Source organism: Kribbella sp. C-35 (genome assembly GCF_046549195.1).
Classification (GTDB): Bacteria; Actinomycetota; Actinomycetes; order Propionibacteriales; family Kribbellaceae; genus Kribbella.
On sequence record NZ_JAJPWG010000002.1, the window covers coordinates 1,182,226 to 1,209,213 of the forward strand.

Here is a 26,988-nt window from a genome sequence, read left to right on the forward strand (position 1 = left end):
GCTTACTCGTACATCTTGTCGAGTACGTCGGCGTACTGGGATTCGACGTGTTTGCGTTTGAGTTTGAGGCTCGGGGTCATCTCGCCCGACTCGACGGTCAGGTCGCGGTCGAGGATGGTGAACTTCTTGATCGTCTCCCAGCGGTTCAGGCCGGCGTTGAGTTCGTCGACGTACCCCTGGACCATCGCGTGCGCGGCGTCCGACGTGACGATCTCGGCGTACGACTTGCCGGCCAGGCCGTTCGCCGCGGCCCAGCCCTCGATCGAGTCCGGGTCGAGGGTGACCAGCGCGGAGACGAAGTTGCGCAGGTTGCCGTGCACGATGAACTGGCTCGCGTACGGGCAGATCGTCTTGAAGCGGCCCTCGATCACCTGCGGCGCGACGTACTTGCCGCCGGAGGTCTTGAACAGGTCCTTCTTCCGGTCCGTGATGAACAGGTACTCGTCCTCGAAGTGCCCGATGTCGCCGGTGTGGAACCAGCCGTCGGCGCCGAGCACCTCGGCGGTCTGCTCGGGCTGGTTGTGGTACCCGCTCATCACCCCGTCGCCCTTGATCAGGATCTCCCCGTCCTCGGCGATCTTGAACTGCGTCCCGGGGAACGCCGGCCCGACGCTTCCGAGCCGGTACTGCGTCGGGCGGTTCAGCGTCGATCCCGCCGACGTCTCCGACAACCCGTACCCCTCGAGGATCAGCAGGCCGGCCGCGTGGAACCACTCCGCCAGCGACTTGTCGAGCGCGGCGGACCCGGACACGAAGAACCGGATCCGGCCGCCGAACCTGGCCCGGATCTTCGACAGCACGAGCCGATCGGCCGCCGCGTACTGCGCGCCCAGCAGCCCGCCGGGCTCCTTGCCGGCCTGCCGGAGCGCGGAGACCTTGGCACCCACGCCGAAAGCCCAGTCGAACAGCTTGGCCTTCGCCCCGCCCTCGGACTGGATCATCGTCACGATCCGCCCGTGCGCCTTCTCGAAGATCCGCGGCGCCGCCGCCATGAAGGTCGGCTGGACGACAGCCGCATTGTCGACAATCTTGTCGATCCGTCCGTCGACCGCGGTCGCGAACCCGAGCTGGAACTGGACGGCGAGCAGCACCTGGCCGAACACGTGCGACAGCGGCAGCCACAGGAACTGCAGGTCGTCCGGTGAGAGCACCCGCATCCCCTCGACCGCGGCGCCCTCGTACGTCCACACCGAGTGCGGCAGGCGGACCCCCTTCGGGCGTCCCGTCGTACCGGACGTGTAGATCAACGTGCAGAGGTCGTCCGGCTTAATGCCTGCAATCCGATCGTCGACAATCGACGGGTGCTCGGCCAGGTAGGTGTCGCCGAGCGCGTCGAGCTCGCCGAGCCCGATCACCCAGTCGCCGTCGCTCTCCTCCGGCGTCCCGTCGAGCAGCACGACCTTGCGCAGTGACGGCGTCTCGGTCCGGTGCTGACGGAGCTTGTCCACCTGCCCCGCGTCCTCGGCGAACACCACCTGGACGTCGGCATCGGCCACGATGAACGCCACGTCGGACGAGATCGTGGACGGGTAGATCGTGGTGGTCGCGGCGGCCGCGAGTACGGCGGCCAGGTAGCACTCGATCCACTCGATGCGGGTGCTCGACGCGACGGCGACCCGCTGCTCCGGCTCCACGCCGAGCGCGATCAGGCCGGCGGCGCGCCGGCGGGTCAGTGCCTCGGTCTCCCGCCAGGTCACCGACTTCCATTGCTCCCCGCGTGGGAACCGGAACGCCTCCCGCTCAGGCGTGGCCGCCACCCGGTCCAGGAACATCTGGGCCATGGTGTCCTTGCGGTTGCTGAGAAGCGCGAGCTGGCCGGAATCGGCGACAGGCTTCATAACTGGCCTCCGTAGGGGGTCAAGTGACTGGAGGGTAATCGCTGGGCACCGTGCCTGACCATGGCACTCGCTTGCCCACCTGCACCTTCTCCATTACGTTTCCGCAACATGCGCATACGGTCGGTGGCTCTTGTCTCACTATCCGTTCTACTCCTCGCCCCTCTACACCTGGCTCTGGGCGCTCCGGCCCGCGCGGTGACCCCGCCGGCGGAGTTCGGGTCGGACTACGACGACCCGCGGACCCCCGCGCCGAAGGTCGTCGTACCGGACACCAGGCATTGCGAAGTGCAGATTGTCCACAATCAGTTCCGCAACTTCGACCCGTACCAGGCGACGTACACGCCGCCGGCCGCCTGTGCGGGTCCGTGGTCCAAGGTCGTGTTGCGGATGCACGGCGAGGTGAAGGGCGTCCAGTACGACCGCCTCGGCCACATCACGATCGGCGGCGTCGGCGTCTTCCGTACGTCGACGCCGGAGCCGAGCGCGGACGGTATCGCGTGGGACGTCGAGAAGGACGTCACGTCGTACAGCCCGCTCCTGCGGACGTCGCAACCCGTCGTGATGGAGCTCGGCAACGTCGTCGACGACACGTACACCGGTGTCCTCGACATCACCGTCACGCTCGACTTCTACACGACCGACCACCACACCCCGGCCGCCCGGACCGCTGACGACGTACTGCCGCTGCAGAACCAGACGCGTCAGGACGCCGACCTGACCGGTGCGGCGACCTTGCCGCGGAACACGACCCGTCTCCTCGGCGAGGTCTACGTCACCGGATCAGGCGGCGGCTGCGAGGAGTTCTGGGATACGTCCGCGCCGGCGTCGACCGGGTACTCGTGTCCGGACGGATCGCCGTACCGCGAGGTCGACGTCAGCATCGACGGCAAACTCGCCGGGATCGCGCTGCCGTACCCGTACATCTACACGGGCGGCTGGTCGAACCCGTACTCGTGGCGGCCGTCCCCCGCACCGCGCGCGTTCGACATCAAGCCCTTGACCTACGACCTCACGCCGTTCGCCGGGCTGCTGACCGACGGCAAGCCGCACGAGTTCCGCGTGCACGTCGACGGCGTACCGGCCGGCCAGTCCGGGTGGTTCACGGTCCCGAACCTGCACGTGTGGACCGACGCCCACCGCGCGCAAACGACCGGCGGCCTCACGTCGTACGCCGTCAGCCCGCTGGCGAAGACCGACGACGTGACCGGGGCACCGAACGCAGCCGGATCCGTGAACACCAAGGCGTCTCGAACGATGACGATCAGCGGATACGTCGACACTTCCAAGGGCCGCGTCCGGACGAGCGTCCAGCGCACGCTGAGCAACGTCTCGAAGCACACCTGGGACGCGGGCGAGTCCCGCGACGCGCTGGACGCGAACTGGCGCGACACCACGACGACGATCAGCAACGGCCGCGTCGAGCGCACCGACCTCGACTACGGCAAGAACGGCGTCCTCACCTTCTTGCCCAACGCAACGATCCCCGGTGCGTACGACGTCGTCACGGACCTGAAGATCCACGACACGATCCGCACCCCGGCGAGGACCAGCACCGAGACGTACGACGGGCGCGCGTCCTGGATCTACGGCGTACCGCGGGACCAGCGGCACGCGACCGGGACCCAGACCGTGCGCTTCCGCGCGATCGGGCACGGCTGCTACGACCACACCCTGACCGCGGTGAACGGCGTGTACACCAAGGACTTCTACCGCTGCTGAGGTACCGAAGAACGGGTAGTAGTCCGGCGATTGCAGTGAGACGCCGCGTGCGGTCGGCGCGTTGGACTGTGGACTACCCGTTCTTCGGTACGCGGGTCAGCGTTGGGCGAGGAGTTCCGCGATCTGGACCGCGTTCAGGGCGGCGCCCTTGCGGAGGTTGTCGTTCGAGACGAACAGGATCAGTCCGCGGTTGCCCGGGACGGACTGGTCCTGCCGGATGCGGCCGACGTACGACGGGTCCTGGCCGGCCGCGAGCAGCGGGGTCGGGAGGTCCGTGACGGCGACGCCCGGCGCGGCGCCCAGGATCTCGGTGGCGCGCTCCGGGGTGATCGGCTCGGCGAACTCGACGTGGATGCTGAGCGAGTGGCCAGTGAAGACCGGCACCCGGACGCAGGTGCCGGCGACCGGCAGGTCCGGGAGGTGCAGGATCTTCCGGCTCTCGTTGCGTAGCTTCTGCTCCTCGTCGGTCTCACCGGTGCCGTCGGCAACGATCGAGCCGGCCAGCGGGAGCACGTTGAAGGCGATCGGCCCGGCGTACACCTTGGGCTCGGGGAGGGTGATGCCGTCGGTGCCGCGGGCGAGCGCGCCGCCGGCCACGGCCAGCTCACGCGCCTGGTCCTCGAGCTCGCTCACACCGACGCCGCCGGAACCGGAGACGGCCTGGTACGTCGAGACGACGAGGCGGGTCAGGCCGGCTTCGCGGTGCAGCGGGGCCAGGACCGGCATCGCGGCCATGGTCGTGCAGTTCGGGTTGGCGACGATGCCCTTCGGGATCGTGTCGAGGTCCTCGGGGTTCACCTCGGACACCACCAGCGGCACGTCCGGGTCCATCCGCCAGCCGGACGAGTTGTCGACGACGACGGCCCCGGCCGCCGCGACCTTCGGGGCGAGCTCCTTCGAGGCCGTCTTCCCGTTGGAGAACAACGCCAGCTCGAGCCCGGAGAAGTCCGCCGTCGCCGAGTCCTCGACGACAACCTCCCGCTCCCCGAACGCCAGCTTCCTCCCCGCCGACCGCGCCGAGGCGAAGAACCGCACCTCGTCCACCGGGAAGCTGCGCTCAACCAGCAACTCCCGCATCACACCGCCGACCTGACCCGTAGCACCGAACACACCAACTCGCATGCGACAGACACTAATAGGTCGAAGCCCAACCCGCCCGCACGTTTCACCATCCGGTGCCCCCGGCCGCGACCACCAGCCCCTGCATCTCGTGGGTCGGCGTCCGAGATGCTGGGTTTGCGGCCGGGATCCTGGACGCAAACCCAGCATCTGATGGGTAGACCCACGAGAGGGGATCAGCCCGCGGGCCGGTGCGTTGGCCCGCGGGTGTGCGGGCGCGGGTGTGCGGGTCAGGCGTCGGCGGCGAGGGTGCCGCCGTTGGCGACGTCGGTCTTCTCGATTTCGGTGAAGACGATGCGGACGGCTTCGCGCTTGGCGCCGAGGATGGCGATCGCGGAGTCGGTGACGGCGGCGACGAACTCGCGGCGCTGGTCGAGGGTACGGCCGGAGAGGAGTTCGACGGTGATGTTCGGCATAGGGCCTTCTCCTAGAGTGGACGGTTCCGTGTCGTGGGACAGTGTTTCAGATTTCAGGACAGCGCCGCGGCGCGCTGGGCGGTGGCCACGTCGGTGTTGAGCGAGTCGACCAAGTCGTCGACGTCCGCGTGGTTCTCCGGCGCGAGCAGGCCGAGTCCGACGTACACCACCAAGGAAGTTGCCAACGGCAACGCCACGACCAGGGTGGTGTCGGTGGAGCCGACGCCGTACTTGACGATCACCCAGATGATCAGCCCGATCGCCCACGACGCCAGTGCCGCCCGCGGTCCGCTGCGCCGGAACCACGGCAGCAGCCCGAGCATCAACGGGATCGCGATCGGTCCCATCGTCGCGGCGACAAGATCGACGACGATCTTGAGTACGACGCCTTCACCGTTCGTCGCGATCGCGATCAGCATGCTCACCGTGACGAACGTGAACGTGACGATCCGCGCCATCTTCAGAGCAGCAGCGTCGGTCAACTGCCGGACGCGGGGCACCAGCACCGGTGCCAGGTCCCGCGTGATCACCGACGAGATCGCGTTCGCGTCGGACGCCACCATCGCCATCGTGTGCGAGAAGAACCCGGCCAGCACCAGCCCGATCAACCCGGTCGGCAGGAGCAGCTGCGCGAGTGCGACGTACGACTGCTCGGGCTTCCCCGGATGCACCAGCAGCGGCGCCGCGCACATCGGGATGAACAGGATCAACGGCCAGACCAGCCACAGCGCCGAGGACAGCAGGGCGGACTTCTTCGCGGCGGACCCGGACGGCGCGGCCATGTAGCGCTGCGCCAGGTTCCACATGCCGCCGTTGTACTCGAACGTCTTGATGAACAGGAACGCGATCAGGAAGATCGGCGTGTACGGCCCGTTCAGCGCGTCACCGTGCCCGGCCGGCAACTGGTCCCACATCTTCCACAGCGTCGGTACGCCGTCCAGCTGCGCGAGCACCCCGATGAACATCGCGACACCGGCCCCGAACTGGATCACGAACTGCCCGAAGTCGGTCAGTACGTCGGCCCACAGCCCGCCGAGCGTGGCGTACAGCATCGTCACGACGCCGGTAAGCAGGATGCCCCACCGGATCGGCACCCCGGTGAAACCGTTCAGCAGTACGGCGATCGCGACCCACTTCGACGCGATGTCGACGACCTTCAGTGCGGCGCCGGAGTACGCGAGCGCCTGCTGCGTCGGCAGGTTGTAGCGGCGCGCGAGGTACTCCAGCGGCGACACGACCCCGTGTTTGGCACGGAGCCGGTTCCAGCGCGCCGCGAACAGGAACGCGCCGATGCCGACACCGACGCCGATCGTCATCGCCCACCAGACGTAGACGGTGATGCCGTACGAGTAGGCGACGGCCGCGAACGCGACGAACATGACGGCGCTGTAGCCGGACATGTGGTGCGAGATGCCGGACAACCACCAGGGAATCCGGCCTCCGGTCGTGAAGTAGTCCACGACCGTCTTGATCTTGGTGCGCGACCAGACTCCGATCAGCACCATCAACACGAAGTAGCCGACCAGGACCGACCAGTCCACAGCGGTCATCGAGATCCTCCCAGGGGCGATGGGCGAGTGACTGGACGGTTCCATTCCCCAGAACCGCGTGTCAATAGACGGAACCTGGAACATTTCCTGGCTCAGTTCCAAGACTCCAGGACGATTGACAGTCGGTTCTGCTGAGTAGAACCTAGTTCCGTGACTCTGCAGATCAGGCACGCCACCCATCCCGAGCAGCTGCCCGGCTTCGACACGGCCGCAATGCGCCGCCACTACCTGGTGGACAACCTCTTCGTCCCCGGCGCCGTCAGCGCGGTGCTCACCCACCACGACCGGATCGTGCTCGCCGGCGCCCGCCCGACGGACGGGCCGCTGACGCTCGGCACCTACCCCGAACTGCGCAGCGAGTTCTTCCTCGAACGCCGCGAGGCCGGCATCGTCAACGTCGGCGAACCCGGCACGGTCACCGCCGACGGAACGAAGTACGAGCTGACCACCGGCGCCTGCCTGTACGTCGGACGCGGCGTCCGCGACGTGGTCTTCGAAGGACCCGAGTCGGCGTTCTACGTCTTCTCCGCGCCCGCGCACACGAGTTTTCCCACCGCGCAGGTCGATCCCGGCGAGGGCAATCGCCTCGAGCTCGGCGATCAGCAGACCGCGAACCGCCGGACGATCGACCAGTTCATCCACGCGGGCGGCGTACAGAGCTGCCAGGTCGTCCTCGGGGTGACGACGCTGCACGCGGGCAGCACCTGGAACACGATGCCCGCGCACACCCACGACCGCCGTACCGAGTGCTACCTATACTTCGGGCTCCCGGAGACCGAGCGGATCGTGCACCTGCTCGGCGAGCCCGAGGAGACCCGGCACCTCCTGGTCGCGGACCGTCAGGCGATTATCTCCCCCAGTTGGTCGATCCACTCCGGCTGCGGCACGTCGTCGTACAGCTTCGTCTGGGCGATGGCGGGCGAGAACCAGGCCTTCGGCGACATGGACGGTGTCGACCTCCGGGATCTGCGGTGAGCTTCAGCCTCGAAGGTCGTACGGCGCTCGTCACCGGGGCGCGGCGTGGGATCGGCGCGGCGATCGCTGCCGGGTACGCCGCTGCCGGTGCCGAGCTGATCCTGATGGCCCGGGACGCCGCGCTCGAGGACACGCTCGAGGCGATCAAGCAGAACGGCGGCGGCGACGCGACCGTGGTGATCGCGGACTTCGCGGACCCGGCCGCGGTGGAAAGAGCAGCAACCGAGATTGTCGACAACAGGAAGGTCGACATCCTGGTGAACAACGCGGGCACGATCCGGCGGGCGCCGGCGGCCGCGACCACGACCGCGGACTGGCAGCACGTGATCGACGTCAACCTCAACTCCACCTGGGCGGTGACGCGCCCGATCGGGGCCGCGATGGCGGAACGGCGTACCGGGAAGATCGTCACGATCGCGTCGTTGCTGAGCTTCCAGGGTGGGATCACCGTCCCGGCGTACACCGCGAGCAAACATGCGGTGGCAGGGCTGACCCGAGCACTGGCCAACGAGTGGGGCCCGGCCGGGCTCCAGGTGAACGCGATCGCGCCCGGGTACATCAGCACCGACAACACCACGGAGCTGCGCGCGGACCCGGAGCGGGAGACCGCGATCCGGCAGCGCATCCCGGCCGGGCGCTGGGGGCAGCCGGAGGACGTCGTCGGGGCCGCGGTCTTCCTCGCGTCAGCGGCCGCGGACTATGTCAACGGGCATGTGCTCGCCGTCGACGGTGGCTGGCTGGCGAGGTGAGGAGTGGCAGGATGTCCGACATGAGTTCGCCCTCGGCCATCGACAAGACGTTGATGGTGCTGGACGCCGTACTGGAGCACTCGCGGTTCACCGACGTGGTGAACGCGACCGGCCTGGCCAAGTCGACCGTGCACCGGATCATGGCGTCGCTCGTCGAGCACGAGTTCGTCACGCAGGCCGACGACGGGTCGTACCACCCGGGGCCGAAGGCGCTCCGGCTCGCCGGTCACGCGCTCACGAACGTCGACCTCGCCACCGTGGCCCGCCCGGTGCTCGCGGACCTCGTCGCGCAGACGCGCTGCACGGTCCACGTCGGTCTGCTGAACGGCGACGAGGCGATCTACGTCGCGCGGCTCGACGGCCCGAAGCCGTACCGCATGCCGTCCCGGGTCGGCAAGGCGATCTGGCTGCACTGCACCGGCATCGGCAAGGCGCTGCTCGCGGAGAAGGACGACGAGGCGCTCGACGTCCACATCACCCGAACCGGTCTGCCCGCGCGCACTCCCCTGACGCATACGTCAGCCGCCGCGCTGAAGGCCGACCTCGCACAGACCAGGTCCCGCGGCTACGCACTCGACGACGAGGAGAACGAGCCCGGCATCCGCTGCGTCGCCGCCGTCATCCACGACCACACCGGCGCCGCGATCGCGGCAGTCAGCATCTCCACTCTCTCGCTGGAGCAGTCGATCGCCCAAGTCGCCCTCATGGCCCCCGCCGCCATCGAAGCCGCCCGCAAAATCTCCGCAGCCCTCGGCTACCGCGAACCCACCAACTGACGCGCGGCGGCCCACCGTACGACGGGGACGAACAGCGCTCCGGTCAGGGCGAACCACGCGCCCAGGATGATCCAGCCGGGTACGCCGAGGCCGAGTGGCAGCAACGCCATCACGGTCGGGGCCAGCATCGAACTGACCGACGTACTGGTGTTCCAGACGCCTTGATACTGACCCTGCGCCTGCTCGGTTGCCAGGTCGAAACCGAGCAGCAACGACCCGGACGACTGCAGCAACTCACCTGCCGTCTGCACCAACGCTGCCACGGCCAGTACTGCGATCGCTACCGCCGCATCCCCCGCGGAAGCCGTCGCGAACAGCACCATCGACGCCAGCAACAACAACCCCGCGATCCTGGTCGCCCGCGCCGCGCTGGCCGTGTCGACGATGCCGCGTGACGCGCGGACCTGCAGTACGGCGACGCCCGCAGCGTTCACGATCAGCGGCAAGGCGGCTGCCCAGTGCGGAGCGTCGGTGTGGTCGACCACCCAGAGCGGGATCGCGACGTCGATGACCGAGTAGTGGATCGAGATCGCGGCGTTGAGGCCGGAGACCGCGAGATACCCGCAGTCCCGGAGCGCGATCCACACCGGGCCGTCTGCGACCTTCGGTTTCGGCGCAACGCGTGGCACGGCGAGGACAACCAACGCCGAGAGCACGCCGAGAACGACGTACACGCAGAACATCAGCCGGTACGACGTCGCCGTACCGAAGGACAACGCGACCGCGCCGAGGCCCGCTCCGGCGGTGACACCGATGTTGGTCATCGACCGCAGGTACGCGCGGGCGCTGACGCGGGCCGCGGATCCCTGGGTGACGCCTGCGATCAGGGCGAACCGGACGGCGTTGGAGCCGCGGTCCAGGATCGCGATGACCGACGCGAGGGCGAGGAACTGCCAGAAGGTGCCGATCACCAGGTAGAGCAACGCCAGCACGGACAACAGCAGACTGAGGACGACGAACAGCGTCCGCGGGCCGCGCCGATCGGCGAGGTGGCCGAAGGGGATGCCGGCGAGCAGACCGAACAGCCCGGCGACAGTGAGACCGAGGCCGACCTCGGCGATGGACAGCCCGATGACGCGATTGAAGTACAGGACGCTGATGGTCATCAGCAGGCCGTTGCCGACCCGGCTGAGCAGTGTCGCCAGAGCCAACGGGCGCAGCGGCCCCGGCGGCGGGAGCAGTTTCCGCACTGCCCCATCCTCAGCTATCTGCGACTAAGTCGCAACAAGCAATCCGGGGCTTATCCGCGGGACAGGACGCGGTGCGCGGTGTCGCGGAGTTCGTCCATGAGGTCTACGCCCGAGTCGAGCATCCGCCGCATCTTGGCAGGGTCCTGCTGGGCGAACATGAGCGCGATGGTGACCTCGTGGTCCGGCCGGCTGATGATCTGGATCGGGTCGCCGGCGCCGATCGTGCCTTCGCGGAGCACCTTCAGGTACGCGCCGGGGCAGCCGGCCTGGTGGAACCGTTTGACCCAGTGCGGTTCCTGCATGCGGTGCTGGAAGGTGATGCACGGGATGCGCGGCGCGCGGACCATCACCTCGACCTCATCACCGATCCGCCATACCTCACCGAGCAGCGCGCCACTGATGTCGAGCCCCTCGGTCCGCAGGTTCTCGCCGAACAGACCGGTCGGGATGTCGCGGCCGAGTTCGGCGGCCCACCAGTTCGCGTCCTCCTCGGCGTACGCGTAGAGCGCGAGGTCCGGGCCGCCGTGGTTCTTGGTGTCGCAGACCCGGTCGCCGGCGAGACCGAGCTCACCGACCCGGACCCGGCCGGGCTGCGGGCGCTTGTCGATCGCGGTGAACCCCGTCTCCTTCGGACCCGGGATCAGCTTCTCCACCACATTGACCGTCAACAGCCGCATACCGGCATCCTCTCCCGGCAACCGCTACGGATCCAGAGGTTTAAGCGGGAGTACGGCGATGATCAGCAAGGTGGCTGCGGTGGCGGCGACCCCGATCCAGGCGGCCGCGCCGTACCCGGACTCGCGGGGGAAGACGCCCGTCGTGTGAGTCGCCAGGATGAGGCCGCCGAGGGCGCTGCCGGTGGAGAAGCCGACGCTCCGGACGACCGCGTTGACGCTCATCGCGCTGGCCGTCTCGGCGGACGGCGTCACCGCGAGGATGACGACCGGCATCGCGGCCGAGAACGCGCCGACGCCGAAGCCGAGGATGCCGATGGCAAGGATCGGTTCGACCAGGTGTGACCGGGCGAGCGCGAAGAGTACGAACGCGGCAAGGACCACAGCAGTACTTGCTGCTAGCAACGACCTGGCGCCGAGGCGGTCACGCCAGGCGGGGATCAGCCGGCCGGCGACGAAGCCCAGGAGCGAGAACGGAACCAGGACGAGGCCTGCCTGGAGCGAGCTCAGGCCGAAGCCGTAGCCGGCCGCCGCGGGTGTCTGCACGTAGCGGGTGATGAGGCTGAACAGCAGGTACATGCCGACGCCGCCGGTGAGCATCACGAGATTGGCGGCGGCGACCGCCGGATGCCGGAGGAGCTTGATGTCGACAAGCGGACTCTCGGTGCGGACCTCGAGGAAGGTCCAGCCGATCAGGAGCAGCAGCGCGGCAGCGAGCATTGCTGTGGCCGGGGCAGTGTGATCGCCGATCTCAGTGATGGCGAGGAGCAAGGCCGGCAGGGCGATCGCGAGCAAGATCGCGCCGCGGACGTCGAGGCGAGACGACGGGCGGTCCGGTGCCTGCGGAAGCGCGAACACGGCCGCGGCTAAGGCGGCTGCGGTGATCGCGAGGCCGAGGCCGAACGCCGCGCGAACGCCGGCGATGTCGGTGAGCAGACCGGACAACGGGTAGCCGATCCCGATCCCCGCGGTCGTCGTGACCGACAGCAACGCGATCGTCCGCGCGGCTCGCTGCTCGTCCAGATGGTCCCGCGCGACGGCCATCATCAGCACGATCAGCCCGATCCCGGAGCCCTGCAGCGCCCGGCCGACCAGCAGGAAGGCGAACGGCAGCGGGATCACCGTCAGCAGACTGCCGACGACCTCCACCGCCAGCATCACCAGTACGACGGTGCGCCGCCGCGGGCCGGAACCGAGCCTCCCGAGGACCGGCGTCGCCACAGCACCGGCGAGCAACGCGATCGTCAGCGTCCACTGCGAGGCCGCGAGCGAAACGTCGTACGCCTCGGCCACCGCCGTGATCAGCGGAGCGCCGAGGCTCCCGATCACCGCCCCGACCAAGCCGACGAAGACCAAGAACGCCACGAGCCCCCGAGGCGACCGCACCCCCGAGACCCCGCTCTCCCGTTCCCCGGTCGCGGCGCGGTCCTTCATTGGTTGGTCTCGGTGGTGATGTGCGTGAAGAGGCCCGGTTTGATCCGGGTTCTGGCTTGGTGGGACCACGGTTCGTCGACCTGTGGGAGGTCCAGGGCGGCGTTCGTGTTGAGCAGCATGCCGAAGGCGAGGAAGGATTTGATGGTGACCGGGTCGAGTTGGGCGGTGTCGGCGACGGACTGCCACAGCCGCGCGAAGCTCGCCCGTACGGCGTCCCGCACCTCACCATCACCCGCTGCCGCCGCGGCCGTGCCCTGTAACTGGAGCAGCAACGTGGTGCGGTCGGCGAGCATGTCGTTGTACTCCTGCCCCATCGCCGCGAGCGCCTCGATCCCGCTCGCGCCACCGGCGGCCGCGATCATCGCCAGCCGCATCCGCTCGAACGCGGCGTCCACGCACTCCAGGAACAACAGTTTCTTCGTCCCGAACAGCCGGAACACGTACGCCTGCGTGATCCCGGCCCGCCGCGCGATCGTCTCGGTCGAAGCGCCGTACAGCCCCGCGGCCGCGAACTCCTCCTCGGCGATCCCGAGAACCTGCTCCCGCCGCTGCTGCCCGCTCATCCGTGTCGGCATGCCACCGAAGTTAGTAGGTAGTAACTACTAACTTCAATCCAGTGTCTGCTACCTCACGTCCCTCGGTATCAGTCCTGGATGGCCTTGACGATCGCGATGTTGCGGGTCAGCCAGTCGTGGGGCAGGGACTCGTCGGTGCTGGTGGACTCCAGGGTCCAGAGCACGTTGAGCATCTGGCGGACGATCACCCAGTTGCGGGCGCGGTCCTCGTCGAAGCCGGCTGCGTCGATCGTCGTCCAGAACCGCTGCCGGACGGCGAACCGCACGTCGCTGACCTCGTCCCAGCGGTTCCAGATCAGGGGCGCGACCTCATAGTGCGGGTCGCCGGACAGCGGCTTCGGGTCGATCACCAGCCACGGTTCACGGTCCGCGGCGAGCATGTTCTCGTAGTGCAGGTCGGTGTGGATCAGCCGGCCGTCGGTCGCGGGGTCGGCGATGAAGTCCTCGGCCAGCGAGATCGCCTGCTCGACGTACCGGTGCGGCACCGGCGCCGACGCGGGCAGTTGCCGGAGCCGCTCCACCCAGCGCTTCAGCTCCCCGGACAGTGTCCGGTACTGCGGTCCCGCCGGGACATGCAGCCGCTTGTAGGTGCTGCCAACGAGCTCGCACGCGTCCAGCGCGTCGATCGCCGTCAGGTCCCGCGGCTCCAAGCGTTCGAGCAGTAGCGCGAACCGGCGCGGGTCTGCGCGCAACAGTTGTACGGCGCCGTTGCCGGCCCAGGCCCGGAGCGCCAGGTGCTCGGTCTCCGCCTCCCAGTGTGGGAACTGCACCTTCAGCACGGCCCGCTGCCCCTGGGCGAGCACTGGTACGACGATCGCACAGTTCCCGTACGCCGCCGTACCGTCAACGCGGAGCTCCCACTCGTCGAGGAGATCCCGCAACAGCCGCGGCAGCCGATCCAGCCAATCCGCCCAGTCCTGCCCGCGCGACGCGACGACGAGCAGGCCTTCAGGAATCTGGACCGACACCTATTTCTTGCCGGCCTTCTCGGCGGATTCCGACGTACGGAGGGCGGCGATGAAGGCCTCTTGCGGGACCTCGACGCGGCCGACCATCTTCATCCGCTTCTTGCCTTCCTTCTGCTTCTCGAGCAGCTTGCGCTTCCGGGTGATGTCACCGCCGTAGCACTTGGCGAGCACGTCCTTGCGCATCGCGCGGATCGACTCGCGGGCGATGATCCGGGACCCGATCGCGGCCTGGATCGGCACCTCGAACTGCTGCCTGGGGATCAGTTCCTTCAGCTTGCCGGCCAGCGCGACGCCGTACGAGTAGGCGTTGTCGCGGTGCACGATCGCCGAGAACGCGTCGACCGTCTCGCCCTGCAGCAGGATGTCGACCTTGACCAGCGCGGCCGCCTGCTCGCCGGTCGGCTCGTAGTCGAGGGACGCGTAGCCCTTGGTCTTGGACTTGAGCTGGTCGAAGAAGTCGAAGACGATCTCGGCCAGCGGCAGCGTGTAGCGGAGCTCGACCCGGTCCTCGGACAGGTACTCCATCCCCTGCAGGTTGCCCCGCTTGGTCTGGCACAGCTCCATGATGACGCCGATGAAATCCTTCGGGCTGAGGATCGTCGCCTTGACCACCGGCTCGTAGATGTCGGCGATCTTGCCTTCGGGGAACTCGCTCGGGTTGGTGACGACGTGCTCCTTGCCGTCCTCCATCTCGACCCGGTAGACCACGTTCGGCGCCGTCGAGATCAGGTCCAGGTCGAACTCGCGCTCGAGCCGCTCGCGGACGATCTCCATGTGCAGCAGCCCGAGGAAGCCGCACCGGAACCCGAACCCGAGCGCGCCCGACGTCTCCGGCTCGTACTGCAACGCCGCGTCGTTCAGCTGCAGCCGCTCCAGCGCGTCGCGCAGCGTCGGGTAGTCGTCGCCGTCGATCGGGAACAGCCCGGAGTACACCATCGGCTGCGGGTGCTTGTAGCCGCCGAGCGGCTCGGTCGCACCGTGGACGGACGCGGTGACGGTGTCACCGACCCGGGACTGCCGGACGTCCTTCACGCCGGTGATCAGGTAACCGACCTCACCGACACCGATACTCGGCGTCTTCACCGGCTCCGGGGAGATCACCCCGACCTCGAGCATCTCGTGCACCGCGCCGGTCGACATCATCTTGATCCGGTCCCGGTGCGTCAGCTCGCCGTCGACCACCCGGACGTAGGTGACGACGCCGCGGTACGTGTCGTAGACCGAGTCGAAGATCAGCGCCCGCGGCGGAGCGTCCTTCACGCCCTTCGGCGGCTCCACCTGCGCGACGATCTCGCTGAGCAGCTCCTCGACACCCTCACCGGTCTTCGCGGAGACCTTGAGCACGTCGGACGGGTTGCACCCGATGATGTGCGCGAGCTCCGCGGCGTACTTCTCCGGCTGTGCGCTCGGCAGGTCGATCTTGTTCAGCACCGGGATGATGTGCAGGTCGGCGTTCAGCGCGAGGTACAGGTTCGCGAGCGTCTGCGCCTCGATCCCCTGCGCGGCGTCGACCAGCAGGACGGCACCTTCACACGCCTCGAGCGACCGGGAGACCTCGTACGTGAAGTCCACGTGGCCCGGCGTGTCGATCATGTTCAGGATGTACGTCGTACCGTCCGGGGCCAGCAGGCCGCCCGGGGTGTCGGGCTTCGGCGCGAACGGGAGCCGGACCGCCTGCGACTTGATCGTGATGCCGCGCTCGCGCTCGATGTCCATCCGGTCCAGGTACTGGGCCCGCATCGAGCGGTCGTCGACCACCCCGGTGATCTGCAGCATCCGATCGGCCAGCGTCGACTTGCCGTGGTCGATATGGGCGATGATGCAGAAGTTCCGGATCAGCGACGGGTCGGTGCGACCCGGCTGCGGCACTTTCGTGGGGCCAACGGGCACGGAGGGGATCCAGTTCTGGTCTCGAAGGGTATATCCGGTCAATCATCCCATGGCGGTCCAGCAGATTCGAAAATCACTGGCATAGGCCCGCTAGCGTGGTGACGTATGGCGCATGCTGCTGGGGTCCGGTTGCCCTTCGAAAAGCTGCCCGCCGCGGTGCGGGCCTGGGTTGAGCGCTCGCTCGGTTCGGTCGTGGTGTCCGCGACCACCCAGCAAGGCGGCTTCTCCCCCGGCGTCGCGGCCCGCCTGGTGACCGCCTCCGGCCGCCGGGCCTTCGTGAAGACCGTCGGTACGGCGCTCAACCCGAAGACGCCGGAGCTGTTCCGCCAGGAGATCACGGCGATGCAGGGGATCGGCACGGTCCCGATGGCTCCGGTCCTGTTCGACGTATACGACGACGGCGACTGGGTCGGGATGCTCTTCGAGGACATCGAGGGGCGACTGCCCTCGCACCCGTGGGAGCAGGCCGACGCTGACCGGGTACTGGGCGCACTGGCGGAGCTGACCGATGCGCTGGACCCGTCACCGTGGCCGGACGCACCTGTGGCGGCTGTGCGGAGCAGGGAGTTCCTGAGCCGGTGGGACAAGGTGCTGGAGGACGGTACCGCCGTACCTTCGTGGATGGACCGCCGGGTGGAGGAGTTCGCGGAGCTGGCGCAGACCGGCATCGAGGCACTCGCCGATGGCAAGGCGCTGGCGCACTGGGACCTGCGGGCCGACAACATCATCCTGACCGACGACCGCGTGGTGTTCATCGACTGGGCGCACCCGGCGCTGGCGCCGCGCTGGGCGGACACGGTGATCCTGCACGCCGACATGCGCGGCTCGGTCACTTTGCCTCAGCTGCCGGACGACGAGGCGATCACGGGGTTCATCGCGGCGATCGGTGGCGGTTTGTGGTGGGGTGCGGCGCAGCCGGCGCCCCCTGGACTGCCTACGGTACGGACGTGGCAGCGCGAGAGTGCTCTGGTGCATCTGGACTGGGTGCGGGAACGGACGCAGCGTTCCTGAGCGCCGCGCGTCTCTAGCGGTGTGACGAATCAAATGGTGAGCATCGGACGCCCGGCGCCTGCACAGGCGGCCGTGTCGGCGCTTTACCAGCAGCACTGGGCCGGACTGGTCCGGCTGGCGGTGCTGATGGTCGACGACCGGCAGGCGGCGGAGGACGTCGTACAGGAGGCCTTTGCCGAGCTGTACCGGCGCTGGCCGTTACGGGGGCCCGATGCGGCCCTGGCCTACCTGCGGACCGCGGTGGTGAACCGCAGCCGGTCGGTACTGCGACGGCGCAAGGTCGCCCGGTTGTACATCCCACCGCACCAGGCGCCGAACGCCTCCGCCGAGAGTGCCGTCGTACTGAGCGAGGAACGGACCCAGGTACAGCAGGCGCTCCAGGGACTGCCGCGGCGGATGCGAGAGGTCCTCGTCCTGCGCTACTACCTCGATCTCCCCTTCGCCGAGATCGCCCAGATTCTCGGGATCAGCGAGTCCTCCGCCCGCGCCACGTCGTCGCGCGGTCTCGCCGTCCTGACCGAACGCCTCGAGGAACTCCGATGACCGACACCGAAACGCGCCTCCGCGACTACCTGCACACCCAGGCCGCCACCGTCCCCGACAACGCGCAGGGCCCGGGCCTCGAATCACCTGAACGCCGCCGCAACTGGCCGGTTCTCGCGGCCGCAGCAGCGATCGTCGTGGTCGTCGTGCTGGCGGCTTCCCTGTTGACCCGAGGCGACCGACCCGACCCGGCGCGACGCCCGGCTCCACCTGTCTCCGGGGCGGCTCCCCAGGTTCCGTACACGGTGTACGAGGAGAACTCGCTCCACGACGGCAAGCAGACGGTGCGCATTCCGAAGGGCATCGACGGCTTCTTCTTCGGCCGTGTCGGCGGCGGCTGGCTGGGCCAGCAGCTGTCCGTGCCCGGCCAGTTCCGCCCCGGCATCCTGCTGCCGAACGGCATCTTCCGGACGCTCGGCCCGGACCGGTCCGACGGTCAGCAGCTCTCCCCGGATCGCAAGCAGCTGGCGATGTACCACTACCTGTCCAACACCCGCGGCCAGGTGATCGTCATCGATATCCAGTCCGGTCGGCAGGTCGCACAGCTGCCCGCCGAGGCCGGTCGGCCGACCATCCTGGGCTGGAACCAGGACGGCCTGTGGCTGGACCGCGAAAAGGCTGGACTGGTCGTCTGGCAGCCGGCATCCGGTCAGCAGCGACGCGTCTCCATCGCCGGCTTCGACGGCAGCGCGTCGATTCCAGCGGCGGCCGGGACCGTCGTCGTGTCGGCCAAGGCCGGCGGCAAGCGGTGCCTCAAGGCCGGTGCGCTGCGCGACGACGGGTTCAAGGTGCTGCGGGAGTACTGCGACGACGGGCCTGAGCACCTCTACCCGGTACTGTCACCCGACGGCCGGACGATGATCCAGAGCGCGCGAGCGGAGGCCATCGACATCAACACCGGTCAGGTCACCAAGCTCAAGCTGCAGAACAGGATGTCGGACGCCCTGCCGCAGCCGGTCTTCGAGAACGGCACCCAGCTGCTGACGCTCACCGAGACGGTTGGTGTCGGCGGCGCCGTCCACAATCAACTGTTCCGCTGCGACGTCACGTCGGGCGAGTGCAAGCTGCTGGTCGAGAAGGCAGACGCCTGGACGATCCACGAGCCCTAACAGACGAACGAGGGCGGCCCGGGGATGTTCCCGGGCCGCCCTCGTCGTCAGCTGTCTACGCGTACGACGGTGGAGCCGGAGCCATCAGCTCCGTCGGTGAAGTGCAGCTGACCCAGGTACCTGGTGCCGGCGGTCAGTCCGGTCCAGCTGGCAGTCACTGAGGCCTGGCCGGCGACTGTCACCGGCTGACTGGCCGGTGTGACGGTCAGGTTGCCTTCGGCCTTCTGCAGCTCCCAGTGGTCGAGCTTGACCTGCTGCTCGTTCGCCCCGGCGTACAGGTCGACGTACACGTCCACCTGACCACCTGCGGGCTGCGACAGGTTCACCTCTTCCTCAGCGGAGCCACCGGTGCTGCTGCCGAGCAGGGTCGCCGTACCGGCCTTGTACGCGAACACGTCCAGATCGGTGCCGGCCGGGTAGTCCGCGTCGAACGTGGAGAACCGGGCGTACGTCGTACCCGCCGGGACGTTCACGGTGAACTTCGCGACGTGGTCGTTGACCTTCGGCGCGGTCGTCGGGAACGACACGCCACCCGGGTTCTTCAGCGCGGCCTCGCCGACCGTGGCCGGGTTCAGGCCCACCGCGGTGGTCTCGAGCGTTCCGGCGTACCCGGCCGTGACCGGAACCTGCACCGAACCGGCGGTGCCGGTGCCGTTGACCTGGACCGGCGCCTTCACCGTCAGCGGCTTGATCGCCACCGTGCTCGCCACGGTGTGCTTTACCGACTTCCAGACCAGCCGGCCGAACGAATACTGCTCGAGCGGAGCACCGTTGTTCTCGATCGTGACCTTGTACGTCGTGCTGCGGCCCGGGAGCGTGATCAGGATCCGCGGCGTCACGGTCACCTTCAGGCCCTTGAGGCCCTCGACCTTCGGGAAGTAGACCTCCGGGACCTGGCCGACGTTCGTCACGGTCCGGGTCACGGTCTGCTTGCCGGCCAGGTCGCCGATCGCGATCGTCGGGTAGTTCAGGTCGCTGAGGTCGATCTTGCCGTTCGCGCACAGCTCGTGCGTGCTGGGCACCTGACCGGAGCCGCAGACGAACTTCGTCCAGTCGGTGTACGTCGAGTCGTAGACCAGGCCCGGGTCCATACCGAGCTTCGGCTGCACTTCGCCGGCGCCGTACCCGAACGGGTTCGCCGCCGAGCCGGAGTCGTTCTGGATCGGCTTGCCGCTGGCGTCCTTGTCGGTCGCGGTCGTCATCATGGCCGACTTGATCGCCATCGGGGACCAGGTCGGGTGCTTGCTCTTCAGCACCGCCGCGATACCGGCGATGTGCGGTGTGGACATCGACGTACCGCTCATGAACGCGTACTCGCCACCGGCCGCGCTGAACGCGGTCGTCGCGGCCAGCACGTTCGTGCCCGGGGCCATGATGTCCGGCTTGAGCAGGTCACCGTTGCCGGCCGGGGACGGACCGCGGCTCGAGGAGGCGGCCACCTTCGGGGCGTTGACGCGGACCGGCGTACCGGGGCCGATGGTCGCGGTCGGGTTCGCGGTGCCGCTCACGTACGCCTTGACCGCCGGCGTGGCCTTGTCGTCGAGGTGGACGGTCGGGACCGAGTGCAGGTCGGCGTCCAGCGTGCCCGGGGTGATGTTGAGCAGGATCATGCCGACGCCGCCCGCCTTCTTCACCTGCAGGCTCTTGTCGACGCGGGCGTTCCCACCGCGATCACAGACCACGATCTTGCCGGTGGCCTTCGCCGGGTCGAGCGTGCCCGCCTGGCAGAGCGTGAGATTGGCCGGGTCAGCGTTGGGCAGGCCGGCGTCCTTGGCCAGGACCACCGGCGTCTGCGGCGTACCGGAACCGATGCCCGCGCCGGTGTAGGACTTGCCGTCGCCGAGCGTCACAGTGGTCTGGATGTCGCGGTCATGGGTGCCGTTGGCAACCGACGTGACCCAGGGGTACGTCTTGCCGACGGTCGCCTCGCCCGGACCGGTGTTCCCGGCGCTGGTCGCGACGAACACGCCCGCCTTCGCCGCCCGCAGGAACGCGAGACCGGTGGCGTTCACGTACGTCGATCCGCTGCCGGAGATCGAGTAGTTGATGACGTCGACGCCGTCGGACACCGCTGCGTCGATCGCAGCCACGATGTCGGCGTCCGTACCGCTGCCGCCGCCGGTCGCGTCGACCGCCCACAGCGCCTTGTAGATCGCGAGGCGGGCGTGCGGCGCCATACCGGAGCCCTTGCCGTAGTCGCGGCCCATGACGGTCATGTCGACGCCGGAGTTACCGGCCGCGGTGCTGGCGGTGTGGGTGCCGTGGCCGCCGTAGTCACGGGGCGACTTGAACTCGTCCGGGATCGGGCGGGTGCCGATGCCCTTGTCGAAGTACCGGGCGCCGATCACCTTGTTGTTGCAGGTGACGGGCGCCTCCTCGCCGGCCTGGCAGGTGCCCTTCCACTTCTTCGCGACGATCGCGTCGGACTGCTTCGTGGTCTTCATCGGCGCGAAACTCGCCCGCTCCGGGACGTACCCGGAGTCGATCATGCCGATGATCACGCCGTCGCCGGCCTTGTCGATACCACCCGCCTGCTGCCAGGCGCCGCCCTTGCCGGACAGCCCGAGGAAGCGCGGGGTGTCGACGGTGTCGGCGTGCTCGATCTCGCTCGGCTCGACGCTCTTGACCCCCGACGACTTGGCCAGCTCGACCGCGTCGTCGTACGACATCTCGGCGGAGAATCCGGCGTACGTGTAGCTGTAGTCGTAGAGCTTCTTGACGCCCGGGACCTGGTTCAGGACCGCGTTGCGTTCGCCGGCGAGATGCTTGACGTAGTCGACGACCGGCGCCGCGGTCTTCAGCAGCTTGCCGCCCGGCACCACCTTGGTGGCGGCGAGGCCGGCGATGTCACCGGCGTACTCGGCAACCGGGGAGTCGTCGAGCTGGACGATGTACGAACCGGTCTCGGAGCGCTTGACCTCCGGATCGGCGGCCGTGCTTGTTGCCGGGCTTGTGGCCGGCTGGCTGGCGCTGGCGGCGTTCACCAGCACGGGTACGCCGGCGCAGGCGGCGATCAGTGCGGTGGCGACGACGATCGCCGGGCGTTTGCGGGTCACGCAGTTCCTCCAGGCTTGGACGGAGCGATGGCGGGAGCCCTTGGCTCGCGGGCCCTGAGTATGCCGTCAGGTACCGCCGGTGTCACGCACGCTTGCGCAGGCGCAAGGGAAAACCCCTGATCAGGCAATGAGCGACGAACCCGACGAGAGCGAGGAACAGGATCGCCCCGACGCCGATCAGCAGAATCCGGAGGTCTCGCGGGACCGGCGAGCCGTCGTACTCGCCGCCGCCGCTGGCGATGCCTGTCGCGGGAACGGCGACCTTGACGATCATGGCTGCACGTGTGCGGCCGGGGGTGAAGACGGCGGGCTGAGTGGACACGCACGGGGTGGGCCTGTCCGTCGGGTACGCGCTGCAGGACGCTCTGGTGATGGTGGCGGGCGCGACCACGCGGACCTCGTCGACGGGCGGCATCGGCTCGCCGCCCCACGAGTTCCCGGTCATCCGGACCGGATCGGGCCAGTTGAGCTCGTAACCGTCGGCAGCCCAGTCGAGTGCACCGTGGACGCGGTAGCGCAGGATGTAGCTGGCCTTGTCACCGGCTTCTTTGTTGCGTTCTCCGATCTGGATCCTCAGATCGGAGAGCCGACTGTCCCACCCGTCGATGCCGGTCCCGGTGAGCGGCGGCAGGACCGGGTCCAGCTCCTTGGTCCGCACCGGGACGGGTGCCCCGGACCGATCCGTGGCGCTGAGGTGGGTCACCGTCCAGACGCGGTCCTGGCTGCGTAGCGAGACCTGCTGGTCGAGCGTTTCCTCGACGGGCCGACGGAGCTGGACGGCGCGGTCGAGCGGCATGCCGGAGGCGTTGTACTCGTAGTCGATGGTCTCGGTGACGTCGAGATCACCGTCCGTGCGGATCTCGTACTGCGCCTTGATGTGCGCACCCGACAAGCGGCCAGGGTAGAAGCGCTCCCCCTCGCGCACCGCCGGCACCACGATCCCGGCCACCGCCAGGCCGATCGCCGCGAGCGCCACGACCCGGATCACTCTCCCGTCGACCACGGACAGTAGTGTGGCAGGCGGCGGTTCCACCGTGCCCGGTTTGGTTGTCGGCGGGGCTTGTTGGTAATCTGGCTGTTCGCGCGCCCACGGGTGGTGCTTAGCCGTGCGCCGCGACACCTTCCGTAATGACCGCACACACCTGATCGAGGCTCTTCTTCGTGGCGAACATCAAGTCCCAGATCAAGCGCAACCGCCAGAACGAGGCTGCGCGACTTCGCAACAAGTCGGTGAAGTCGACCCTCAAGACGGCTGTTCGCCGCTTCCACGAGGCCGTCGAGGCCGGCGAGGCCGAGAAGGCCACCGAGACCGCCCGCAAGGCCGGTCGCCTGCTCGACAAGGCCGTCAGCAAGGGCGTCATCCACGCCAACCAGGCGGCGAACCGCAAGTCGGCCATCTTCAAGAAGGCCGCTTCCCTCTGACGCCAGGGCCGCGTCCCTGACGCGCCCTCGCCAACGATCGGCCCGGTCCCCCGACCGGCCGATCGTTTTTGCGTACCCAAACCAGCCGGGTTTGCAAACAGCGGGTGGGTGGTTAGCGGCGGCCGTGGGCTCGGGTGATGGTGAGGACCATGCGTTCCAGGGCGTAGCCGGCGTCGCCCGACGCGCCCTTGACGTCCGCGTCGGCCTGCGCGACCGCCTTGATCGCGGTCGCGAGGCCACCCGGAGTCCAGCTCCGCGACTGCTGCTTGAGCTGCTTGAGCTTCCACGGCGGTACGCCGACCTCGCGCGCCAGATCCGCCTCCCGCATCCCACTCGGCGCGCTCGCGTACTTCGCCAGCCCCCGCAACCCGCCCGCCATCGCGCTCGTCACCAGCACCGGCGCCACACCGCAGTCCAACGCCCACCGAAGCTGCTCCAGCGCCGGCTCCGTCCGGCCCGCGATCGTCGCATCCGCGACCGCGAAGCTCGTGACCTCCGCACGCCCACCGAAGTACTGCCCGATCAGCTGAGTCGTCACCGCCTGACCGCCCGAATCCGACACCAACTGCGAACACGCCCCCGCCAGCGCCCGCAGGTCGTGACCGACCGCGTCCACCAACGCCGACGCCGCCCCTTCGTCGACCGTCCCGCCGTGCAGCCGGATCTCCCCCGCAACGAACTGCGGAAGCTCCCATGCTTTCGGCGCGGTCGCGACGACCTCCGTGACCGATGCCTTCCGCAACTTGTCGAGGACGCCCTTCCCCTTCTGCCCACCGGAGTGCACCAGCACGGCCAGTACGTCGTCCGACGAAGACCCGGCGTACTCGATCAGATGCGGCGCCATCTCACTCGGCAGGTTCTCCAACCCGCGCAGCACCAGCACCCGCTCAGTCGCAAACAGCGAAGGCCCGGTCAGCTCCGCGAACACCCCGACATCCAGCGTCGACGCCTCGAGATCCGTCACCTCCACCGCGCTGTCGCCGGCGGCCTCCGCGTTCTTCGACACCGCCGCGATCGCCGACCGCACGGCCCGATCCGCCAGGAACGACTCGGTCCCGGTCACGAGGAGCACATCGCCCAGCTTGGGCGCAGAACCTTTACGAGCAGCCACCCCGTCAGCATCCCACGCCCTCCGGACAATCCCGGTGCGGCCCCGCACCAAACCGGCAAGGATGACGCCATGACCTCACACGTCGACGCCTTGGTACTCGTCGATCTGCAGACCGCGTTCGTGTCCGGCCATGACGCAGTACCCGGCGCGGCCGCACTCCTCGATCGGACAACGGACCTGCTGGACCGAGCCCGGGCCGCCGGCGCACTCGTCGTACACCTGCAGAACGACGGCCCACCCGGCGCGGACGACGAGCCCGGAACGCCCGGCTGGGAGCTGCACCTGCCGCTCAAGCCGGGTCCCCGCGAGCACGTGATCCGCAAGCCACGCGACGACGGCTTCGACGCGACGCCACTCGGGGAGATCCTGGTATCGGCCGGCGTACGCTCGCTCGCCATCTGCGGCGTCATGTCCGAGATGTGTGTACACGCAACAGCTAAAACCGCCCTCGCCCGCGGCTACCGAGTCGTCCTCCCGTACGACGCCCACGCCACCTACGACATACCCGCCGTCCCCGGCGTAGCAGACGAGATCCCAGCCCACATCGTCTCCCGAGTAGCCGCCTGGTCCCTAGGCGACCAACCCGAAAACACCACCCCAACCTCCGCCGTCACCTTCTAAGTCCCCGGCAGGCGGGTGTGCGGTCAAGGCCTCACCTTCCAACTCCTTCCTGTAGGTGTGAGTGGGTGGTCAGGGCGAGGTGGTTGTTGGTATTGGTGACGACGAGAGAGCCGCTGACGTTGGTGGTGGCTGTCCGGGTCGCGTTGTGGGACAGGAGGTCCAGTGTTCTCGGCGCCGGGTGCCCGTAGTCGTTGTCCCGCCCGGCTGAGATGAGCGCCAACCGCGCGTTCGCAGCAGCGATGAACCCAGGATCCTGCTGAGCCGAACCATGGTGCGGGACCTTCAACACATCCGCCCGCAGGTCCGCACCCGTCGCCACGACAGCGCGCTGCGACTCAGGCTCCAGGTCGCCGGTGAGCAGGATCCGAAGGCCGTCGAGCTCGACCATCATCGCGATGCTGGCGTTGTTCTCCGGCGACCCTTCATCCGTGGACGTCGCCGACGACGTACCCGGCGCAGGCAAAGCCGGCACCTTTGCCGGCCACAGCGTCGTCCACCGCACCTTCCCCACAACCCGCTGCTCCCGGAACCCGACCGTACGCACAGTCACCCCGTGCCGCGACGCCAGCTCAACCACCCGGTCGTACTCAGCCCGCGGCGAGAAGTACGGCGTCACCTCGATCTCCTCCACCCGCCGATCGTTCAGTACGCCGGCCAACCCGCCGACATGATCCGCATGGAAGTGACTCAGCACGACGACCGGGACGTACTCGATGTCCAGGTCCTTCAGACACCGATCCATCGCCGCCGGATCCGGCCCGGTGTCGACAACAACCGCCGTACGGTCACCCGCCCGCAACACCAGACCGTCCCCCTGCCCGACGTCGCACGCGACGAACAGCCAGTCGTCAGGCGGCCAGCCGAGCGATCCCACAGGACGCAGTACGACGACCGCGAGCAGGACCACCGCCAGGATCATCGCTATCGGGCGAGCCAGGATGCGGTGCAGACCCAGTACGAGCGCCAGGCAGAGCACCGTCAGTACGGCGACACCGACCACGGTCGCCGGCCACGCATTGGCGGCGCCCGGAAGGTCCGCACCTTCGCGAGCAACCAGGATGATCCAGCGCGCTGGCCATCCGGCCGCCCAGCCGACGACTTGCGCCAGTTGACTGCTCACCAGGGCGACTCCGGCCGCAACGAAGCCGAGGATCGTGGCTGGGCCGACCATTGGTCCCGCCAACAGGTTGGCCGCGACCGCGATCAGCGATACTTCGCCAGACAGCCACGCGACGACCGGCGTACAGGCAAGCTGCGCGGCAAGCGGGCACGAGATCGCGTCGGCCAGCCAGCCAGGCATCCACTTCGCCAACGCATCCCGCCAACCTGGTCCGAGCAGGATGATGCCCGCAGTCGCGAGCACCGACAGCGCGAACCCGGCCGAGCGCGCGAGCGACGTGTCCAGTAGCAGCAACACGATCACAGCGACCGACAGACTGCGTACGGCGCGGCGCCGCCCTCCTCCGCTGGTCATCGCCGCCAACGCGACCAGTCCCATCGCGGCAGCCCGAAGGACGCTCGGCTGTGGTCTGGCCAGGACGATGAATACGACGACCGTCAACAGCCCAACCACGGTCAGCCCGCGCGCCCGCACGCCGATGAGGCGCGCCAGCGGGAGGAGGAACGCGAGCAGGAGCGTCAGGTTCGTCCCGGATACAGCGGACAGATGGGTCAAGCCCGTGGTTTGGAAGTCCGCGTTCAGGTCTGCCGACACGCCCGAGACGTCGCCCATGACGAGCGCAGGCACGAGCCCACGGACGTCCTCGGGCTCACCTGCCACGGCATCTCGCAGTCCTGCCCGGACCCGTTCGGCGGCACGCAGCCACCACGGCGGCTCGTCGACAACCCGCGGCGGCGACCGGGTCGAGAGCATTGCGGCTACCTCGGCGCCGCCTTCGACTTGCTCGAGCCTCCCACTCGCGTCGACATGTTGGCCGTACCTGACGTGCTCCCACTTCGCAGTCCCGACCAGCAGCACCGGCGTACGCACCCGTTCCCGGATCGCATGCTCGGAGCCGACGCGGCTGCGGATCTCTTCGATGGTCGCTCTGACCACCACGTACGGCGGGCGTCTGCTGGTTGTGCTTTGCCGGAGCGACGGATCCCCGTCAATCTTGAGCCGAACGGTGACCGTCGCCGAACGAGCCGCGAGCTCCTGCACGGGTCCAGCCCGGAGGGCCGCGGTGTGCAGCCCGGCGGCGACCGCCAGCCCACCCACAACCACCAACGAACCAACAACGGC

General features: G+C 68.6%; 23 protein-coding genes. 9 read left to right on the top strand and 14 right to left on the bottom strand.

Annotation, left to right across the window (positions count from 1 at the left end; translation table 11 throughout):
• Positions 1–2 precede the first annotated feature (2 nt).
• Positions 3–1,838: an AMP-dependent synthetase/ligase gene (locus ACLJOO_RS18160; RefSeq protein WP_410788346.1), complete on the bottom strand. Its 1,836-nt coding sequence runs from the start codon at positions 1,836–1,838 to the stop codon at positions 3–5.
• A gap of 195 nt (positions 1,839–2,033) precedes the next feature.
• Between ACLJOO_RS18160 and ACLJOO_RS18165 the strand changes: the two genes are divergently transcribed.
• Positions 2,034–3,557: a peptide-N4-asparagine amidase gene (locus ACLJOO_RS18165; protein ID WP_410788347.1), complete on the top strand. Its 1,524-nt coding sequence runs from the start codon at positions 2,034–2,036 to the stop codon at positions 3,555–3,557.
• Positions 3,558–3,653: 96 nt separating this feature from the next.
• Here ACLJOO_RS18165 and ACLJOO_RS18170 read toward each other — a convergent pair whose 3' ends face one another.
• The 3 genes from ACLJOO_RS18170 to ACLJOO_RS18180 all read right to left on the bottom strand — a co-directional run bounded on the left by ACLJOO_RS18170 (position 3,654) and on the right by ACLJOO_RS18180 (position 6,642).
• A complete protein-coding gene (locus tag ACLJOO_RS18170) occupies positions 3,654–4,679 on the bottom strand; it encodes an aspartate-semialdehyde dehydrogenase (protein WP_410788348.1) in 1,026 nt (341 codons plus the stop codon).
• 227 nt (positions 4,680–4,906) lie between these two features.
• The gene (locus ACLJOO_RS18175; protein WP_131459181.1) at positions 4,907–5,092 is read right to left on the bottom strand and encodes a tautomerase family protein; all 186 of its coding nucleotides are present in this window, start codon (positions 5,090–5,092) and stop codon (positions 4,907–4,909) included.
• A 53-nt stretch (positions 5,093–5,145) separates the two neighbouring features.
• Positions 5,146–6,642 carry a sodium:solute symporter family protein gene (locus ACLJOO_RS18180; protein WP_410788349.1) on the bottom strand — a complete coding sequence of 499 codons (1,497 nt, stop codon included), beginning with the start codon at positions 6,640–6,642 and terminating at the stop codon, positions 5,146–5,148.
• 150 nt (positions 6,643–6,792) lie between these two features.
• On the opposite strand from ACLJOO_RS18180, the gene kduI reads away from it, so the two are divergent.
• The 3 genes from kduI to ACLJOO_RS18195 are packed head-to-tail and all read left to right on the top strand — an operon-like array spanning position 6,793 to position 9,142.
• Positions 6,793–7,617: a 5-dehydro-4-deoxy-D-glucuronate isomerase gene (kduI, locus tag ACLJOO_RS18185; RefSeq protein WP_410788350.1), complete on the top strand. Its 825-nt coding sequence runs from the start codon at positions 6,793–6,795 to the stop codon at positions 7,615–7,617.
• Positions 7,614–8,366, top strand: a complete 753-nt coding sequence (locus ACLJOO_RS18190; protein ID WP_410788351.1) for an SDR family oxidoreductase — start codon at positions 7,614–7,616, stop codon at positions 8,364–8,366. Before kduI ends, ACLJOO_RS18190 begins: the two co-directional genes overlap by 4 nt.
• A 20-nt stretch (positions 8,367–8,386) precedes the next feature.
• Positions 8,387–9,142, top strand: coding sequence for an IclR family transcriptional regulator (locus ACLJOO_RS18195; protein ID WP_130380912.1), 756 nt, complete (start codon positions 8,387–8,389; stop codon positions 9,140–9,142).
• Here the strand turns inward: ACLJOO_RS18195 and ACLJOO_RS18200 are convergent.
• From ACLJOO_RS18200 to lepA, 6 genes are all read right to left on the bottom strand, one after another.
• Complete coding sequence (locus ACLJOO_RS18200; protein WP_410788352.1) at positions 9,121–10,332, bottom strand: MFS transporter; 1,212 nt, start codon at positions 10,330–10,332, stop codon at positions 9,121–9,123. The two genes, ACLJOO_RS18195 and ACLJOO_RS18200, sit on opposite strands and share 22 nt — an antisense overlap.
• 50 nt (positions 10,333–10,382) lie before the next feature.
• Positions 10,383–11,009 carry an MOSC domain-containing protein gene (locus ACLJOO_RS18205; protein WP_410788353.1) on the bottom strand — a complete coding sequence of 209 codons (627 nt, stop codon included), beginning with the start codon at positions 11,007–11,009 and terminating at the stop codon, positions 10,383–10,385.
• Positions 11,010–11,033: 24 nt separating this feature from the next.
• Positions 11,034–12,371, bottom strand: coding sequence for an MFS transporter (locus tag ACLJOO_RS18210; protein ID WP_410788354.1), 1,338 nt, complete (start codon positions 12,369–12,371; stop codon positions 11,034–11,036).
• A gap of 65 nt (positions 12,372–12,436) precedes the next feature.
• A complete protein-coding gene (locus ACLJOO_RS18215; RefSeq protein ID WP_410788355.1) occupies positions 12,437–13,015 on the bottom strand; it encodes a TetR/AcrR family transcriptional regulator in 579 nt (192 codons plus the stop codon).
• A gap of 68 nt (positions 13,016–13,083) precedes the next feature.
• Complete coding sequence (locus ACLJOO_RS18220; RefSeq protein WP_410788356.1) at positions 13,084–13,983, bottom strand: aminoglycoside phosphotransferase family protein; 900 nt, start codon at positions 13,981–13,983, stop codon at positions 13,084–13,086.
• Entirely contained in the window at positions 13,984–15,873 is a 1,890-nt protein-coding gene (lepA, locus tag ACLJOO_RS18225; RefSeq protein ID WP_410788357.1) for a translation elongation factor 4, read from the bottom strand. It lies immediately after the preceding gene.
• Between the two features lie 105 nt (positions 15,874–15,978).
• Between lepA and ACLJOO_RS18230 the strand changes: the two genes are divergently transcribed.
• Genes ACLJOO_RS18230 through ACLJOO_RS18240 form a run of 3 tightly spaced genes read left to right on the top strand, consistent with a single transcriptional unit; the run spans position 15,979 to position 18,536 of the window.
• Positions 15,979–16,884, top strand: coding sequence for a hypothetical protein (locus ACLJOO_RS18230; protein WP_410788358.1), 906 nt, complete (start codon positions 15,979–15,981; stop codon positions 16,882–16,884).
• Between the two features lie 33 nt (positions 16,885–16,917).
• Positions 16,918–17,427 carry a SigE family RNA polymerase sigma factor gene (locus tag ACLJOO_RS18235; protein WP_130380924.1) on the top strand — a complete coding sequence of 170 codons (510 nt, stop codon included), beginning with the start codon at positions 16,918–16,920 and terminating at the stop codon, positions 17,425–17,427.
• Complete coding sequence (locus ACLJOO_RS18240) at positions 17,424–18,536, top strand: hypothetical protein (RefSeq protein ID WP_410788359.1); 1,113 nt, start codon at positions 17,424–17,426, stop codon at positions 18,534–18,536. Before ACLJOO_RS18235 ends, ACLJOO_RS18240 begins: the two co-directional genes overlap by 4 nt.
• Before the next feature lie 47 nt (positions 18,537–18,583).
• On the opposite strand, the gene ACLJOO_RS18245 is transcribed toward ACLJOO_RS18240, so the two are convergent.
• Both ACLJOO_RS18245 and ACLJOO_RS18250 read right to left on the bottom strand, forming a co-directional pair.
• Positions 18,584–21,592 (bottom strand): S8 family serine peptidase, encoded by a 3,009-nt coding sequence (locus tag ACLJOO_RS18245; RefSeq protein ID WP_410788360.1) that lies wholly within the window; start codon positions 21,590–21,592, stop codon positions 18,584–18,586.
• Positions 21,593–21,674: 82 nt separating this feature from the next.
• Positions 21,675–22,595 carry a DUF2207 domain-containing protein gene (locus ACLJOO_RS18250; protein ID WP_410788361.1) on the bottom strand — a complete coding sequence of 307 codons (921 nt, stop codon included), beginning with the start codon at positions 22,593–22,595 and terminating at the stop codon, positions 21,675–21,677.
• 158 nt (positions 22,596–22,753) lie between these two features.
• Here ACLJOO_RS18250 and rpsT point away from each other — a divergent pair, with 158 nt between their 5' ends.
• Entirely contained in the window at positions 22,754–23,014 is a 261-nt protein-coding gene (gene rpsT, locus ACLJOO_RS18255) for a 30S ribosomal protein S20 (RefSeq protein WP_380197003.1), read from the top strand.
• Positions 23,015–23,126: 112 nt separating this feature from the next.
• Here the strand turns inward: rpsT and holA are convergent, their stop codons facing one another.
• Entirely contained in the window at positions 23,127–24,125 is a 999-nt protein-coding gene (gene holA / locus ACLJOO_RS18260) for a DNA polymerase III subunit delta (RefSeq protein WP_410788362.1), read from the bottom strand.
• A 69-nt stretch (positions 24,126–24,194) separates the two neighbouring features.
• Here holA and ACLJOO_RS18265 point away from each other — a divergent pair, with 69 nt between their 5' ends.
• Complete coding sequence (locus ACLJOO_RS18265) at positions 24,195–24,746, top strand: isochorismatase family protein (protein ID WP_410788363.1); 552 nt, start codon at positions 24,195–24,197, stop codon at positions 24,744–24,746.
• A gap of 31 nt (positions 24,747–24,777) precedes the next feature.
• On the opposite strand, the gene ACLJOO_RS18270 is transcribed toward ACLJOO_RS18265, so the two are convergent.
• Positions 24,778–26,964 (bottom strand): ComEC/Rec2 family competence protein, encoded by a 2,187-nt coding sequence (locus ACLJOO_RS18270; protein ID WP_410788364.1) that lies wholly within the window; start codon positions 26,962–26,964, stop codon positions 24,778–24,780.
• Positions 26,965–26,988 lie beyond the last annotated feature (24 nt).